The sequence below is a fragment of the Chitinophaga fulva genome (assembly GCF_012927205.1).
Lineage (GTDB): Bacteria > Bacteroidota > Bacteroidia > Chitinophagales > Chitinophagaceae > Chitinophaga > Chitinophaga fulva.
This window is the reverse complement of sequence record NZ_JABBGC010000001.1, coordinates 705,300-722,734: the sequence shown is the minus strand read 5'-3', so window position 1 is coordinate 722,734 and position 17,435 is coordinate 705,300. Positions and strand designations below refer to the sequence as shown.

Below are 17,435 nucleotides of genomic sequence, written 5' to 3'. Positions count from 1 at the left end.
TTGATGCCAATTGTTGCATTTGGTGAATCTGACTGTTTTATTTGTTGACACTAATTACTGAACAATGAAAAAAAATATGCTTTTCTGCGCCCTGTTCACCGGCCTGCTGGCCACACAACAGGTTTCGGCGCAATCATCTCCCGTCGTACTCCCCGGGTTCACGGCCTATGCTGATCCGGAGGAGAAAAATGTGGACATCAATGAAAACAAGGGCGTGACAAACTGGACCGGCAGTGAGAATACGGTCAACTTCTATTTTCACGCCGCCACCACCGGAAAACTGAAAGTCACCCTACAAGCTCGCTCCGATGCTGGTAGTAAAGTGCAGGTTACCGTGAATGGAATTTCAAAAATAGTTAGCATTCCTAATAACAATGATTTTGTAACCATTCCTGCACTGGAAACCAATATCAAGCAAACAGGTTTCTACACTATTACCCTCAAAGGATTGGAAAAATCCGGTAAGATATACGCCGATGTAAAAGGCATCAGCCTGGAAGGCGCCGCCACCAAGGATATCCAGTTCAATCCCAAATCATGGAGGCGCTCTGCTTCGGTACATCTCAACTATCCTGTTCCCGAAGGAAAAAATGTGGAGTGGTTCTATGGTGAAATAAAAGTCCCGGCGGGAGAGGACAAGATCGGCACCTATTTTATGTCTTGCGGCTTTCACCGTGGTTATTTCGGCATGCAGGTCAACTCAGCTGTTGAAAGAAGAATTATCTTCTCCGTATGGGATGCCGGTAGTGAGCCCGACAAACGTGACAACGTAAAATATGAAGACCAGGTAGTAATGCTCGCCAAGGGCGATAGCGTATATGCCAGCGGTTTTGGCGGCGAAGGCACCGGCGGCCACAGTCACTGGGAATACAATTGGAAGGCCGGCGAAACCTATCGCTTTCTGATGCACAGCGTTCCCGTTGGTACTACCACCACCTACACCGCGTATTTCTATGTGCCGGAACATCATGAGTGGAAGCTGATAGCCAGTTTCCGCGCACCGAAAGATGGTAAGTACATGGGGCATCTGTACTCCTTCCTCGAAAATTTCTCTTTTGAAAATGGCCACCTCGGCAGAAAAGGCTACTACGGCAATCACTGGATAAAAACAGATACCGGCGAATGGATAGAGCTGACCAAAGCTAAATTTACGAATGATGCCACCGCTAAAGCCAAAGACCGCCTGGATTTCGGCGGGGGCTCCGAAAACGGCTGGTTCTATCTGTGGACCAGCGGCTTCAAACCAGCCAATGCCAAATACGGAGATTTCTTTGAACGGCCAGCCACCGGTAAACATCCGGAAATAACACTGCCCCGTTTTTAGTATGCTATTATGTTACCGTGTATCCGTCATCGTTATTCTTCAAAAAGGCCGCAAAGTTTTTGCGGCCTTTTTAGTACATCAATTTCCTATATACCCTATAGGACTTAAGGGAGAAATTTACTTTCCTCACTCCTTACCGGATTTTGATTTAAATTCGGTTGGAAAATGATCCTTTGCAGATACCGTATTTATGCTTAAATCAGTGAAAAAGAGACTGCCTATTCCCGGCGTACTGGATGTGTTGGATGAGCTCAACCCTTTCAAGGTAAAGCGGCAGCGCATCATGAACTTCAATCCGGCTACGAGCGTGGCTTCACGCAAACCAGCCGAAACCAGTAAAATCACTGTTTTCGATTATAGTGGTAACGCCTGTACGGAGGAAACATTGGTGTCTTTAGAAGAGGTGTTTGCCTATCGTGATAAACCCACTTTCACCTGGATCAATGTGGATGGTATCCGGAAAGACGATGTACACGCCATTTGTCAGCATTACATGATCCACCCATTGATAGAAGAGGACGTTCTCAGCGTAGGACAACGCGCCAAAATGGATGACATTGGCGAGCGGTTATTCTGCATCCTGCCGATGATGTATTTCAATAGCGAAGCATCTACCATAGACCAGGAACAGGTGAGCATCGTCATGGGAAAAAATTTCGTGATTTCTTTCCAGGAAGATCCTACCAGGGATGTGTTTGACCCGGTACGGGATAAACTCAAAATTCCTGGTTCCCGTATTCGCAACGGTTCCATGGATTTTCTCTGTTATTCGCTGCTGGACGTGATTGTAGACAGTTATTTTACCGTGCTGGATAAACTGGGGGAAAGAATAGAGCTCATGGAAGATGTGGTACAGCATGAACCCAATACCCGGACACTCGCGCGGATCAACTTCCTCCGCCGTCAGGTATTTCTCTTCAAAAGGGCAATAGCACCTGTTCGCGAGCTGGTAAACGGTTTCCTCAAAAGCGAAAGCGAACTGCTGGAAGACAATGTCACCAAGTATTACAAAGATGTGTACGACCACATCATCCAATGTAATGACCTGGCAGATAACTACCGCGACATGATCCTAAACGTACAGGAGATGTACCATACCCAGCTCAATCTCAAAATGAATGAAATCATGAAAGTGCTGGCGGTAGTAACCACGTTACTAACACCATTAACACTGATTGCCGGTATTTATGGCATGAACTTCCACAACATGCCGGAGTTGGAAAGCCACAATGGTTATTTCTATACCCTGGGTGGTATGGGACTGCTCCTCATACTGATGATCCTGATTTTCAGGAAACGGGGCTGGTTTTAGGCCTTTTTCTTATAAACCGGTACAGAAGAACAAGGTTCCCCGTACATAATACTCTTGGCTACCGGGCGCAGCAGCCGGGTTATTTCCGCATAAGCCACTTCACCCACCCGCTGGTCGCCACAACCTTTGATCACGATACGTTTATCTTCAAAAGCAGCTACATCCAGGGTGGATAAATTCTTCAGATACAATGTTTTATATATAAACTCCGCGTCGCCGAAGGCTGCATAGGCCGCCACCGGTTCCAGGTTGGTCATCACCAGCATATAAGCCCACAGGGGCACTACCGCGTCGGCGGTACATACCAAACCCACATTTTTTCCACGGTATTGTTCCCAGTCGTGTGACTGCATAGCCGTACGAAAGTCCTTCTCTTTCAGGATCATTCCCATAAAAAGATAGTCTTTCATATCAAAAATGACAGTCTCCCCTTTGGGGTAAAATTGCTCCAAATCAATGGTTTCCAAGCCACTCTGTGCTACTTTATTAATGATTTCATCCATAACTGTCTGTATTTAACCTAACAAATTTACGAAGATATGGGCACTAAAAAGGGAGGCATTACTGCCTCCCTTTTCCTTATGTCAGTTAAAAATGTATTCCGTCTACTAGAAGAATTTACCGCGAGTGTCCTTGATGTCGCTTTTCTTCTTCAGCACTTCAAACAGCTGTTGATCGAGCAGGGATTTGATACCTTGTTCGTAAGCAGCCTGCTGAGTAGCCAGGTCCTGTGCAGGTTGTGCAACAGGCTCATAGCTGTCAGCTTTGATCACGTATACTGCAGCATTACCTTCAATGGGAGCAGATACTTTGGCGATACCCCAGCTTTTGTTGAAAGAAGCACCGGCAACACGAGGCTCGAAGCCCAGAGAAGCGATGAACGGAGAAGCGAAGCTTACACCTTCTGCTTTCAGCACTGGCTGATTGGAAGATTTAGCTGCTGCGTCCAGGCTGGCTGGAGTTTGCAGTTTCGCGATGATCTGTTCAGCTTTCTTATGTTTTTTCACTTCAGCTTCTACCTGAGGTCTTACGTCATCCAGCGGAGCAGTACCTTCAGCACGAACGCTGGTCAGTACAGCTACTACATATTTATCATCAAAAGTAAACACTGTGCTCACATCTCCTTTTTTAGCTTCGTAAGCCCAGCGAACCAATTCTCGGGACTGTCCGATACCTGGGATTACAAAATCCATCGGGCGGAGGTTATCAGCAATTCTTTTATTCAGTTTACCTTGTTGAACATTCTTTTCGAAATTAACAGCGGTACGGCTTTTACCTGCGAAATCGCTGGCGGCGCCGTAAGCGTTGTTGTTGGTTTCTTTGCTGGCATCAACAGATTTACCGAGGTAAGCCACTTTAATAGCCGGACCAACATTTTTCTGATCCATGATTTCAATCACGTGGTAACCAAACTGGGTTTTTACCACTTTGATCTGACCTTTGGAACCTTCAAAAGCGAAATCTTTAAATTCAGGTACAAACTGTGTAGCAGGCGTGATGTCGTATTCACCGCCGTTTTGTTTGCTGCCCGGATCATCAGAGTACTGGGTAACCAGCGCTTTGAAGTCAGCACCACCTTTAACAGCTACCTCGATGCTATCAGCGCGTTTTTTAGCGATAGAATCCGGTAAACCGCCCTGAGGACCGGAAGCGACCAGGATATGACGCACTTTCACGCTGTCAGGCATGTTTTTGCGGTCTACCATTTTAGCAAACACGATCAGGTTGTTGTCAAAGTAAGGGCCGAATACGGAGCCTACAGGCAGATTTACGATAGAATCTTTCTGAGGCACCTGGGCTGCATTTTTAGAAACGTAGCCATCATAATATTTGATCTCAGAGTTACGGTTGATGAAACCGGCAACATCGTGAGTGGTATCCAGTTCTGCTTTCAGGGCAAGAATCTGATGGATAGCAGCAGCGGAGTCCTGGGCAGAAGGAACAGCATCAAAGGATACATATTCCACTTTCCGGGATTCTTCTACTTTAAAGAGTTGTTTATGGTCCTGAATGAACCGGTTCAGTTCAGCATCAGTTACTTTAATAGTGGAGTCAGCGATAGAAGCATAAGGCACGCTTACATAAGAGATAGTAGCGGTCTTGCTGTTATCTTCCTGCTGTTGGGCAGCCATCCATTTAGGATAATATACACCTTGTTTAATGAGGGTGATATATTTCAGCTGTTCCTGGGATTTAGCGATGTAGGTTTCCAGCTGAGCCAGGGCCGCACGGATTTGTGGGTTCTGAGGAGCCTGTGCGATGGTCTGTTGCAATGCCACGCGGTCAAACTGACCATCACGGGTAAATTGCTGAACAACGATCGGGTTCGGGTTTTTACCTTTAATTTGGTCCACCACTTCCCCTTCAGTCACCGCAATACCCAGTTTAGCATATTGGGACTGCATAATCTGTTCATTCAGAAACTGGTTCCAAACCTGCTCACGGATATATTGACGGGTTTGTTCGTCAATATTACCATTGGGCATCTGCTGGCGAGCGCCTGCTTCGGCATCCTGAATACGGCGCTGGTATTCTCCGAGATCCAGCTCTTCACCGTTTACTTTACCCACAGTAGTAGAACGGCGGGCGAGAGAACTTTTGCCAAAAAAGGCATCCTGCAACAGGAAACTAACAATAGCCAGGCAAATCACTACTACGATCACGACGGCGTATTTGTCCCTGATTTTCTGAATTACTGACATATATTATATAGTCTACATTTTTAAGGAAAGCAAAAATAGAATAAATAAACTGTAACTGCAAAAGAGTATTTTTTCCGTTCAAACCCAATACAGCAAAGGATTTGAGGCCTTTTTAACACTTTTGTGGACTGGTTATCATTCACAGGTTTTCCACAGATATCCCCTTTTTTCAATGCGCTTTTTTTCAATGCTTTAGTGTTTCAAAATGCCCGCGGGAACAGCTATTTTCGTAAAACAGCAGCAACCAGTCACCCGACAGTTTATGCACAATTGTGAAAAAGCCATTTTTAACAATCCACAGCAAAATGTGAATAAAACAGGGTTATTTTCAATACACACACTTTCCGGCGGTTTTTGTCGTCCGCTCGGTTTTTTTCCACAATTGCTGTGTAAAACCACCTGTAAAACTGAAAATAAGGTGGGAAAAGGTGCCCTTATACTGCGGTAAAACTAATTTTGTTTTTCTCCTAAAAGTTTACCTCAGAAAATGGGATGGTGAATTGTGGATAGTAAAAGCGTTCTTTTAACATTTTTCCAATACCCACATGCCGAAAAAGATTTTCACCAACAACGATATCCACCTATGTGGATGAAGTAGGTAAAATCCAGCAATGACGCGGAAAGAGGGTGTTAATTAGATGTGGAAAGCGTATAAAAAAGGAATAACAACTACATTTGTACAGGCGCTGGAAAATTAATTTCCACATATTCACAGCCCTAATAGTAGTGGGCTTTTCTTTTTAAATATTTAAATAAGTATATAGTTATGATTACAGAAATCGCTGTCGCGAAAAAAAATTTGCAGCATAACGGATTTTTGGATATACCGGTTGACCCTGCCTTGGACTTGTTTGCAGCGATCGAAAATCTGAAAAAAGAAAAAAATGCGATCGTACTGGCGCACTATTACCAGGAGCCGGATATTCAGGATGTGGCCGATTACATCGGAGACAGTCTGGGCCTCAGCCAACAGGCCGCGAAAACAGATGCAGATATTATCGTTTTTGCCGGCGTGCATTTTATGGCCGAAACGGCAAAAATTTTGAGCCCCCAGAAAAAGGTACTCCTGCCGGACCTGAAAGCCGGATGTTCCCTGGCCGACAGTGCTCCTCCCGAACTGTTCAAAAAATTCAGAGATAAGTACCCAGACCATATCGTGATTTCCTACATCAACTGCTCTGCAGGTATCAAGGCACTCAGCGATATTATCTGTACTTCTTCCAATGCGGAAAAAATTATCGAAAGTGTTCCGAAAGACCAACCCATCATTTTTGCACCGGACCGCAACCTCGGTTCTTACCTGATCAAGAAAACCGGTCGGGATATGGTACTGTGGAACGGAGCCTGTATGGTACACGAAATTTTTTCGCTGGAAAAAATCACCAAACTGAAAACACAGCATCCGAAAGCAAAAATTATTGCACATCCGGAATGTGAACCGGCGGTACTGGCAGTGGCTGACTATATCGGTTCCACTACCGGTTTGTTGAACTTCAGCAAAAAAGATGATGCACAGGAATATATCGTGGTGACTGAAACCGGTATTCTACATCAGATGCAAAAAGAAAATCCGGGTAAGACTTTTATTCCTGCACCACCCAATAATGCATGTGCATGTAACGACTGTCCACACATGAAATTGAATACACTCGAAAAGCTGTATCTGTGCATGGAATACGAACAGCCGGAAATCACCATGGAAGAAAGTCTGAGAATCGCCGCTAAAAAGCCGATAGAACGCATGCTGGAAATTAGTGCACGTGCTGGTCTTTAATTTAACTATTTGATTTTCAATATAATTCAAATTTAATTTTTTAGTTAATCAACTTGTTTTCATGACGCCGAGGCCCCGAGGTTTACACAACCCCGGGGCTTTCCTTTTTTGATCAGAACCATTTAATTCTCAGGAGGTTACGAAGGCTTTGAGAATGCGATATTTGTTGTTGTTCACACCATTTCCCCGTTTATTTACACCTGGCGTCCTGATTTCCTCTTCACTATGTGCATAACGGGTTAAATTTTCATTTTGAAGGCGCTGAGATTTTAATTTTCTTTTTGTGCCTTGGGTTAGCCCGCAAATTTTTTTTTTATGAGATTCTCAAAGCCTTGTAAGTTTCATGAGAGTCTTTTATTTGAGTTATTGTTTTTACTGACCCCGGAATTTTCTCTTATCGCAGCATAGACAGCATATTTTTTGAAGGCGCTGAGAATTGAATGAAATATCAGATGATGGGCACACCCCGTGATTTGATATTTCACTCCATTCTCAGCGCTTTTATTTTTTAGTGAGCTTTTGCGTTTTCCGCATTAGGAGGCATTAAAAACCATATGATACTGGTGCATACCCACGGATGAAAATCTTTTTTTCCGGGCAAGCTGGCCCTGAGGGCCTTTATTAAATTCATTTTTATGAGTGCTCTGAGAATAGAATATTTATTGAAGATCAAGGGTTACCCCGGGATTTTAGTTTTGGTTAAAACCTCAGCGCATTGTCTGTGCGCTGAGAATGCTGCCGGTATTGGGGTATCCCCGGATGTGAAAAATTCATTCGATTCTCAGGCGCTTGGGAGTGCGCTGAGAATCGAATGAATTTTTAATTGTGAGAAATTATTCAGTAGAGGAAAATTGATTGAATTCTCAGCTTGTACCTAAGGCGCTGAGAATTTCATATTTGTAGGGGAATTGCCTTCCCGGAGATAAGGGAATAGGCGTACGATTCTCAGCGTGTAGTGAGGGCCGTGAGAATCGCGTATATTTTGCAGGAAAGAGAGGTGAGCAGAAAGGTTGATAGAGAGGCCACTCTCGAAGCTTAAGTAGTGCGTTGAGAATTGAATATTTTTTGCTCTCCGGGTTCGGGAGTGTTTAAAATAATCTGTGGGATTCTCAGTGGCTTGACAAGGCGTTGAGAATTCGATGCTTTTTGTAGAGCTGAGCGGATGATGGGAGAGATAATTCTGGGAGCGTTAACTATCGCGTGAGAAGTCGATGAAATTTTTTCTTTCAGGGGTGTATCGGGATTTTGGCGGAAAAGCTACTCTCAGGCAGCTCGTTGAATGTAAAATCTTCCGGAATGAGATTGTTTTATCCAGGGAAAGGGAAAATTTCAAATTTTTTTTTGTTTTCGTTAATGAAGCTTCAAAAATGTGGAAAAAGGACCGTTTTATTTTCTTTTTCAGCTAGAATTGAAGCCAGATGTGGAAAAAAGAGCATTATTTTCATTTTTTTTTGTTTTTAGCGAGCGAAAAGCATGATTATTAACCTCTATTGTGGAAAAAGATGGATTTCAATAAAAATTTTTTTGTTTTTTGAATAGGAATGTGGAGAAGTCCGGATTTTTTCTCTAAAAATGACAGCATTCACAGTCAAAATGTGGATATATCTCTATTTTTCATTTTTTTTCGTCTTTCGTCGCCAAAAAATGTGGGGAAAGTTCGGTCTTCCCTGCTAAAATTATTTTTCAGCCTCATTTTTTGTGGAAAAGCGCCATTTTCAAATTTTTTTTTTGTTTTTTGAATGCATTTCTGTGGAAAAGTGAGATTAACGCGGAGATTAGCGTGTACAGTAGTTAAAACTGTGAATAAAGTCCCCTTTTTCCAAAAATCTGTGGAGAAAAGATATTTCAGGATGACATAGGGAGGTATCTTCGATATCTCAGGAAAAAAATATCATTTCAACAATGTTTCTCACATTGAAGGGCGATTTTCAAAAAAAATTTCTTTTTATATCAGGAGGAGAAGGAAAGGGGAATGGGGTAGGAGAAGAGAGTAGAGGAAAATTATATTTCCTCTACCCAAATATGATCAGCTTCCGTTTTTCTAAGAGACAGATTATATCCTGCCACCATAATTGAAATGGGATCACCGAGGGGGGCAATTTTTTCAATTTTAACGGTTTCGCCTGGTACGCAGCCCATCTCCATCAACTTAATATGTAGATCGTCTTTTTCAAATTCTATTATTACTGCGCTTTTACCTGTTGTCAGGGAAGATAATTTCATAATGCCTTTTTTCATACCTACGTATTAATCTGTTTAAACTAAGTTTGGCAACGGGAGTTTTTTTACAATGAATGACAGCGCAAAGGTACCTCCGGGCGGGGAATATGCAAAAAGAATCCGGTATCCAATCCAAAATTTCACTTTACTTTTACACCACTTTATATAATTCAATACATCAATGGCGATTCAGTTTACAGCGCACGAGGTTAAAGTGGACCTGAAGGAGAAAAGAAGATTAAAGACCTTTTTAAAGGATTTGTTTGCCGATGAAGGGCAGGGGTTAAAAGACCTGCACTACGTTTTTTGTTCAGACGCCTATTTACTGGAGATCAACAAACAGTTTTTACAACACGATACCTATACCGACATCGTTACCTTTGAGATGGGAGAGGATCCTGATGTTACAGAAGGAGAAATTTACATCAGCATTGACAGGGTAAAAGAGAATGCGCAGAAATTTCATGTTTCTGTGAATCAGGAACTGCATAGGGTGATTTTTCATGGTGCTTTACATTTATGCGGATTTAGAGATAAAAGTAAAACAGAGAGTACCCTCATGCGCAAAAAGGAAGATGAATATCTCGTTAAATATTTCGGGTCTTTAGAATAACTAAAATGTTTCACGTGGAACATTTCGTTAAGTTGAATTTTTGGAATGTTCCACGTGGAACATTGAATGTTTTTAAAAAGATTGTTGCCCCCTATCTCAAATTACCTTCCCGGTTAGGAATCATAACCAATAAGAAGTTTTTCTAAAGGATTTCGCCTATTGGGCAAATTTTCCTACTTGGAACTTAAACCCCATACCATGAGCCTGGTTTAGGAAGGAGGATTAGAGACTTTCTTTATTTGGCGGCGCATATTGGGCTGCTTCCATGATATGGAGAAGGGGCCCCCTGGTATTGGCGGCTGGTATCAACCATGTCGAACCAGGGGTGCTGAAATACAGACCTGCTCCCTAAGGGACCTGGTGAGAGATGTTCCCATCAAAATTATGATTAACCCAAACAGTACGACAAGCTTGAAGCATGTTCTTTGTTCGTAGAAACAAGCCTTATTATTTCCTGGAAAATTGAATATATCCCGTGAAAGCCGGAAATATCAATCTACACAATTGAATGATGCTACTACCGCTTGTTAAGGCCCACGATTTGAGGTTATTCCCGGATTCTGTGTCCCCTGGGTTGAAAGTATCGCAATAGAGAGGTATTTAAAGCGATTCTCAGGCGTTTTAGGTATTTTATGGCACCGGTGGACATAGGGGCGCCTATAGGGCTTAAATAAGGGGGCTAGTAGCTTTTATGATGATCCGTTTTTTGGATGGCAGTGTGTAATAGAAAAGAGGAACGGAGATCTTTTTAGGTATTGTAGCAGGACAAAAGTTCACACCAATTTTCGATTGGAAATATTTCGCTTTTGACCGGGACGAATTACACCTCCGGATAGAATAGACAATTTTGAGGGAGATGTAGGTATTAAATCTTACTCCTTCCAAAGGGCCTGTGCAGGAAATCAGGTCGTTCTATGTCAGCCGCTGTGCCTTTGAGTAAATACCGTTGAAACCACTTCGGCTCAATGATGTAGCATTCAATGACCGTTTGCCTATTGTTTGGGGGAGTCGGAGCGGCTTGCGGGAATCCTAGTTGTGGATACCGGAGCTTTGTTCCTGATGAAAGATTTCCTGGATAATCTTGTGTCGGGAGTTGCCTGGCTTTAAAGGTGGCAAGGAAGTTTCCCTTGTACTTTGAGATAGACTTTTGGTTCTGGATATTTCTGAATTAACTGCCATAGGGAAAATTGAGAAGTGATTTCCATGATTCGGTTTTCATCAGGTACAATTGCTACTGGAGAATCTGTTCCTGGTATTTACATATTGTAGGGTTTTTCTTTTAAGGGTAGCTCAACCATTTCTACTTCTTCCTCAGAATCGTATTGCTCTTTTAAATCCTTCCAGGCAACATTCATCAAACTACATCCAATTAGAAATGAATACGCAATCCGGTATTTCTAGAAAGGATTTATTTCATAGGCATTCAGCAAACTCATTTTAGAAGTTTTAGATTCAGTACTTCCGACGCAGGAAGTACTGAATCGTATATTATTCTCCATTCCTAAAGGAGGGTATCGGAACCGGTAGTTATTTGCTTCCGGATAGACCCCTGATTTATTGCAGGCTTTAAGCCTTCCTCTGTGGCAAGCTTGAATAAACCCAGTTATCTGGAATTGCCCGGCAAACAACCCGGAAATTTCCATTCATCTATGATTTTTCCTTCCCTGTTCCTACATGTCAAAACAGGGGGGCTAGATCTTTCTGGTTTCCCGCTGACCCGGTTTTTGGTGGATTTAAATGCCACTTCTCTGAGTGGTGTGAATAAATCCAATCTTCAGGAATACAGATCAGGAATTAGATATCCCGATTTATTTTAACACGGTGATCGTAACTACCCCTCGCAATTTTCCCGTGCTTCAAAAACCTGAAACCCGCATTTTTAAATAAAACTTTCGGGGATACCCAGTGCATGTTCAGGACACCCATTTCAACATCACATGATTCCTCCCTGCTGGTTCCAATATTCCAAAATCCAGGGAGGGGGATGCTATGCTTTCTCTCATGGATCCAGTTTATACAGATTTAAATATCGTCTTCTTGAGAGGGTGGCTTGAATAAATCCAACCCTCAGGAATACAGGTCAGGAATTAGACATCCCGATTTATTTCAACACGATGATCGTGACTACTCCTCGCAATTTTCCTGTACCAAATGCCTGAAACCAGCATTTTTAGATGGAACTTTCAGGAACACGAGGTGCGTATTTAGGACAGACAACCTGATCCACATTTCCTCCCTGCTTACTCCAATACTCGAAAATCCAGGAGCTGGACCTTAGGTTTTCTTATTGGGCCAGTTTTATACAGGTTTAATTATCCTAAGTGTACGGGTGTCTGGAGAAAGTGCAACTGAAAGGTGACGCCAAAAAACTCCCGGTCGAAGCCAGGGAGAGATTGCCTGTTAAATCCTAAATACCCATGATTCGATGAGCCTATTCCGGCCTTGACCCAGAACCTCCTTGCTGATAGATCAGCTGATGAAGGAACTGACCAAGGAATACAACATCACCTGGGTGGTCAACATCCACGATATGAACACAAGAATGAAAGCAATGACCAGATTGTATGTGTTCCCTGAGAGGGCGTGAATAAATCCAGCCTGCAGGAGTAACTGGTCAGCAATTAGAGCACCCGGTTTATTTCAGTCCCACGACTATGATTTCTATTTGCTCCAAATCTCGGGATGAGAACGCTCTATTTCCTGGTTAGCTTGGTTTATGATGAGCTCAAACATGTCTTTTTCGGCAGGTGCATGCAGATCAAATCTTCAGAATACCATGCAAATAAAAAACAGATCGCCTTGGAAAGGAGGCAGACGCCAGGGTTTTATTTCTGTACAAACGGAACTGATTTATCTCAAAGCCATTTCACCACTTTCTTTCACTGTTTCCTTCTCAAATTCTTTTTAGGCTCAGTTTGGGTCCAATTCAACGGTCACTTCTATTATCAATCTTCAGGAGCTAACGCGAAGCATCCAGCTAGAAAACATCTGTGTATGCAGTAGCTTCCAATAGTAGAAAAAGAGAGAAATCAGGATTCCGGGATTCCCAAATGGATTGTTTGTTGGTTTGTCAATGGAGCGTAAATCACCCAATGTTCCACGTGGAACATTGGAGTTTATCTCTACAATGTGCCTTCTTCTCCGTAATTTTGCACTTTCTTTAATTTATTATGTTTCCATCATACGATATCATTGTGGTAGGCGCCGGCCATGCGGGGTGTGAAGCTGCCGCTGCTGCTGCCAATATGGGCTCCAAAGTTTTATTGGTGACCATGAATATGCAAACCATCGCACAGATGAGTTGCAACCCTGCTATGGGGGGAATTGCCAAAGGACAGATTGTAAGAGAGATAGATGCACTCGGAGGATATTCCGGGATTGTAACGGACCAATCAATGATCCAGTTCAGGATGCTTAACCGCTCTAAAGGACCGGCTATGTGGAGCCCCCGCGTACAGAGCGACCGCATGCTTTTCGCGGCAAAATGGCGCGAAGCACTGGAGAAAACACCAAACGTGGACTTCTACCAGGATATGGTAAAAGGCCTGCTCGTAAAAGACGGCCGTTGCTATGGCGTGGTAACCGGACTGGGACATGAGATCAAAGCTAAAGCGGTGGTACTGACAAACGGTACCTTCCTCAACGGTGTTATCCATATTGGAGATAAACAGTTCGGCGGCGGCCGCGTTGCTGAAAAAGCAGCGACCGGAATTACGGAGCAACTCGTATCGCTCGGGTTTGAAAGTGATCGCCTGAAAACAGGTACGCCTCCCCGTATCGATGGCAGAAGCCTGGACTATTCCAAAATGGAAGAGCAACTGGGCGATGAGGAAATCGTTGGCTTCTCCTACCTGGATGTTGAAAAAATACAACCAGCGAAACAAAGAAGTTGCTGGATTACCTATACCAGTGATGCCGTACATGAAATGCTGCGCACCGGCTTCGACAGGTCTCCCATGTTCCAGGGACGTATCCAGGGCACCGGCCCCCGCTATTGCCCCAGCATCGAAGATAAAATCAACCGCTTCGCGGAAAGGGAAAGACACCAGCTGTTCGTTGAACCGGAAGGCTGGGACACCGTGGAAATATACGTGAACGGTTTCTCTACCTCCCTGCCGGAAGATGTGCAAATGAAAGCACTCCGCCTGGTACCCGGGTTCGAGAACTGCCGTATGTTCCGTCCAGGATATGCCATCGAATATGATTTCTTTCCGCCAACACAATTACAGTTTTCACTGGAGACAAAACAGGTACAGAATCTTTTCTTTGCAGGTCAGATCAACGGTACTACCGGATATGAAGAAGCTGCCTGCCAGGGATTAATGGCCGGTATCAATGCACATCTGAAAGCTACTGAACAAGATCCCTTTATCCTGAAAAGAAGCGAAGCTTATATCGGGGTACTGATAGATGATCTGATTAACAAGGGGACGGAAGAACCCTACCGGATGTTCACCTCCCGGGCTGAATTCCGGACCCTGCTCCGCCAGGATAATGCCGACCTGCGCCTGACGGAAAGAAGCTTTAAACTGGGCCTTGCGAAGGAAGACAGAATGGCTAAAGTGCAGCAGAAAAAAGAACAGGTGGAACAGGTGAAGACCATTCTGAAAGAACTTTCTATAGAACCGGAAGAAATCGCCGCGTTGCTGGAATCAAAATCATCTGCCGCCCTCACACAAAAACAACGGGCACACCAGATACTGCTCCGTCCGAACCTGGATATTTTCTCCATGAAAACATCCGTTCCGAAAATAGAACAGGCACTGGCAGGTTTCGGAAGAGAGGTGCTGGAACAAGCAGAAATCCAGATCAAGTACGATGTATATATTGAGAAGGAAAATGAACTGGTGAAAAAAATGAGCCAGCTCGAAGACCTCATCATTCCGGAGAATTTCGATTACACTAAACTGGTGTCTCTCTCTACTGAGGCGAAACAGAAGTTCACTAAAATCCGTCCACATACATTAGGACAGGCAAGCAGGATTAGCGGCGTTAATCCGAGCGATGTACAAATCCTGATGGTTTATATGGGAAGATAATAGTAACCGGTTTATTAAAATAACTAAAGGGAGTATCGCTCAGATGCTCCCTTTTTATTTTGAGAGAATTACTATTTTTCTACCTGAAAGAATGAACAGGTGTCAACAGAAAATGGAAGAAGAATGATACTTTATTTTTATTGAAGAAAATTTCTCATTGTATACCCCCAAAAAAATTATTCACCCAAAAATATCCGTTGTTAAAAACATCGGTTTCCCGAAAGGCAATCTCTAAAACAGAGAATTATCTTTTGATGTTTTTATACCGAAAATGGAATTTTTTGGGTAAAAATCCGAAAAATCGGTCTTCAGAAATGGGGTAAATTTGGCGAAACGCTTCGGAGGTAATACCAATTATTCAAAAAAGGGATAGTCCTGAAAATGGGCTTAAAAACGGCTAATAAAAAGATTCTTGTTTTTTTTAGTCAAAAGCAACCAATTTTATGTCGGCTTCGTATGCATAGAACGTCAACCAACAATTTTTTATGGAACACTCCTTTAAAAAATGATGGAACGACCCAAGTGTGGTTTTTTAGCTAAAGACAGGTAACGATCATTTGTGGAAGACCTGAACCAAATTCATACAATCATATCGGGTTGCTGTGATAAGAATCGCGGCAGCCAGGAATTGCTGTACCGTAAATTTTTTGGGTACGCTTTGAGTATTTGTATGCGTTATGCTCCCAACCGGGAAGAGGCGATTGAAATCATGAATGATGGTTTTCTGAAAATTTTTCAGCGTATTTCCACCTTTGACAACAGCCGTCCTTTTAAAGCGTGGCTGAGCAAAATTATGGTGAACACCGCCATAGATTTTTTACGTAGCAAAAAGAAGCTGGTATTTACAGACCAGGCAGAACATTACCATGAGCTGGGAAAGGAGGATAATGTGGTGGAAAAACTGTCTTACGATGAATTGCTGATGCATGTGCAATCCCTGTCGCCCGCCTATCGGACCGTATTTAATCTCTATGTCATGGAAGGTTATCAGCACAATGAAATTGCTTTGCTACTGGGGATTTCGCAAGGCACCTCTAAATCCAATCTGTTTAAAGCAAAGAAAATATTACAGGAAAAAATTATTACCGCTGCTGGTAAAGGCACAACAGCCAATACCACCGTTAACTTTGCTGTGCATAAAAATGAGTGAAGATTTTGAAAATAGTATCCGTAACAAGCTGAATGAAGCTGACCATCCGTTTGACCCACAAGCCTGGGAAAAAATGGAATCGCTGCTGGATGGAGACAGGGACCGCAAGCCTGTGTTTATCTGGTGGTGGGCCGCTGCTGCTGTGTTGTTGCTGGCACTGGGCGTATGGTGGTTTATGCAGGATACAGACAGGCCAGGGCAACCGCAACCCATCGCCCAGGTTGATCATCACCCGGAAAAAAATCTCTCTGGAAAAAGTACCGGTCATCTCCCGGAAAAGAAAGAAAATAACAACCATTCACCTGTAAATCAGCAGCCGGTGCCGGCTGTAGCGCAATATCCTTCCAATCAACAGGAGAAAGGAATCAGGAAGACAACTATCATTGCCTCTAAACCCAATACCACAGGGGATATCAGCAGATTCCAACAACGTCCGGCATTACAGGATACAGGCACCTTACAAACAGCCCTGGCTCCATCACCATCGCTGTTGACAGGAGAGAAGAACGATAGTAACTATAACGTATATACGAAAATAGATGTTAATAACAATAACGACTATACGAAGATAGATACCACGGCTATAAAAGATGATTATAAAACCGTGTCTGTGGCGTATAAAGACAGTACACAGACAGCCGTAAAACGAAAGACTAAAAACTGGTATATAGGCCTTGTCCTGGGGCCGGACCTAACGGTGGCGCCATCATTTAAATATGGTAACATCGGCTTTAACGCAGGCGTGCTGGTACATTATTATTTCAACAAAAATCTCTTTGTTACCACAGGTGCCGTGTACAGCAAAAAAGTATACGGAGCGACACCGAACGACTATCGTACAGGCAATGTGAATACCCCCTGGGGCACACTCGAAAAGATAAATGCCGACTGTGATGTATTGGACGTTCCAATCAATATGAATTACACTTTCCTGTCGGTAAAAAGGAACAAAATCAGTGCTACGCTTGGGTTTTCCAACTATTTTATGCTGAAGGAGAGATACGAGTACCTGTATGAATATGGTCCGCCCAAAGAAAGGACTATAAAGAACGAAAACCAGCAATACCTCTCCATTATCAATGCCGGTATTCTTTATCAACGGCCCGTCAGCCGTGGCCTGTTGCTGGGGGTACAACCCTATGTCAAAATTCCGCTGAATGGGGTGGGATATGGACAGGTAAAATTATATTCCGCAGGGATGACTATCCACCTGACCTTTACCGGCAGGAAGCCTTAACCACGGTAAAATAGCTCCTGTCCGCAATAGCAGCTCAAAACAATCAGTTTCTTCCATTTGTTAT

General features: G+C 43.3%; 10 protein-coding genes. 7 read left to right on the top strand and 3 right to left on the bottom strand.

All coding sequences use genetic code 11. The features are described 5' to 3' along the window. The first annotated feature begins 64 nt into the window (after positions 1-64). Entirely contained in the window at positions 65-1,324 is a 1,260-nt protein-coding gene (locus tag HHL17_RS03130; protein ID WP_169223332.1) for a DUF3472 domain-containing protein, read from the top strand. 202 nt (positions 1,325-1,526) lie between these two features. Continuing rightward, positions 1,527-2,636: a magnesium/cobalt transporter CorA gene (gene corA, locus HHL17_RS03125; RefSeq protein WP_317166510.1), complete on the top strand. Its 1,110-nt coding sequence runs from the start codon at positions 1,527-1,529 to the stop codon at positions 2,634-2,636. Here the strand turns inward: corA and HHL17_RS03120 are convergent. Further along, on the bottom strand, positions 2,633-3,139 hold the full coding sequence (locus tag HHL17_RS03120; protein WP_169223330.1) for a DUF2480 family protein: 507 nt from the start codon (positions 3,137-3,139) through the stop codon (positions 2,633-2,635). The genes corA and HHL17_RS03120 overlap by 4 nt on opposite strands. 105 nt (positions 3,140-3,244) lie before the next feature. After that, positions 3,245-5,338, bottom strand: a complete 2,094-nt coding sequence (locus HHL17_RS03115) for a peptidylprolyl isomerase (RefSeq protein ID WP_169223329.1) — start codon at positions 5,336-5,338, stop codon at positions 3,245-3,247. Positions 5,339-6,104: 766 nt separating this feature from the next. On the opposite strand from HHL17_RS03115, the gene nadA reads away from it, so the two are divergent. Beyond that, positions 6,105-7,112: a quinolinate synthase NadA gene (gene nadA / locus HHL17_RS03110; RefSeq protein ID WP_168870870.1), complete on the top strand. Its 1,008-nt coding sequence runs from the start codon at positions 6,105-6,107 to the stop codon at positions 7,110-7,112. 2,001 nt (positions 7,113-9,113) lie between these two features. On the opposite strand, the gene HHL17_RS03105 is transcribed toward nadA, so the two are convergent. After that, positions 9,114-9,350, bottom strand: a complete 237-nt coding sequence (locus HHL17_RS03105) for a FeoA family protein (RefSeq protein WP_206155898.1) — start codon at positions 9,348-9,350, stop codon at positions 9,114-9,116. A 163-nt stretch (positions 9,351-9,513) separates the two neighbouring features. Here HHL17_RS03105 and ybeY point away from each other — a divergent pair, with 163 nt between their 5' ends. The 4 genes from ybeY to HHL17_RS03085 all read left to right on the top strand — a co-directional run bounded on the left by ybeY (position 9,514) and on the right by HHL17_RS03085 (position 17,371). Further along, complete coding sequence (ybeY, locus tag HHL17_RS03100; RefSeq protein WP_169223328.1) at positions 9,514-9,945, top strand: rRNA maturation RNase YbeY; 432 nt, start codon at positions 9,514-9,516, stop codon at positions 9,943-9,945. 3,170 nt (positions 9,946-13,115) lie between these two features. Then, positions 13,116-14,984: a tRNA uridine-5-carboxymethylaminomethyl(34) synthesis enzyme MnmG gene (gene mnmG / locus HHL17_RS03095; protein WP_169223327.1), complete on the top strand. Its 1,869-nt coding sequence runs from the start codon at positions 13,116-13,118 to the stop codon at positions 14,982-14,984. A 559-nt stretch (positions 14,985-15,543) separates the two neighbouring features. Next, positions 15,544-16,134: an RNA polymerase sigma factor gene (locus HHL17_RS03090; RefSeq protein WP_317166509.1), complete on the top strand. Its 591-nt coding sequence runs from the start codon at positions 15,544-15,546 to the stop codon at positions 16,132-16,134. Beyond that, entirely contained in the window at positions 16,127-17,371 is a 1,245-nt protein-coding gene (locus HHL17_RS03085) for a porin family protein (protein WP_169223326.1), read from the top strand. The genes HHL17_RS03090 and HHL17_RS03085 overlap by 8 nt, the downstream gene beginning before the upstream one ends. The last annotated feature ends 64 nt before the right edge of the window (positions 17,372-17,435 follow it).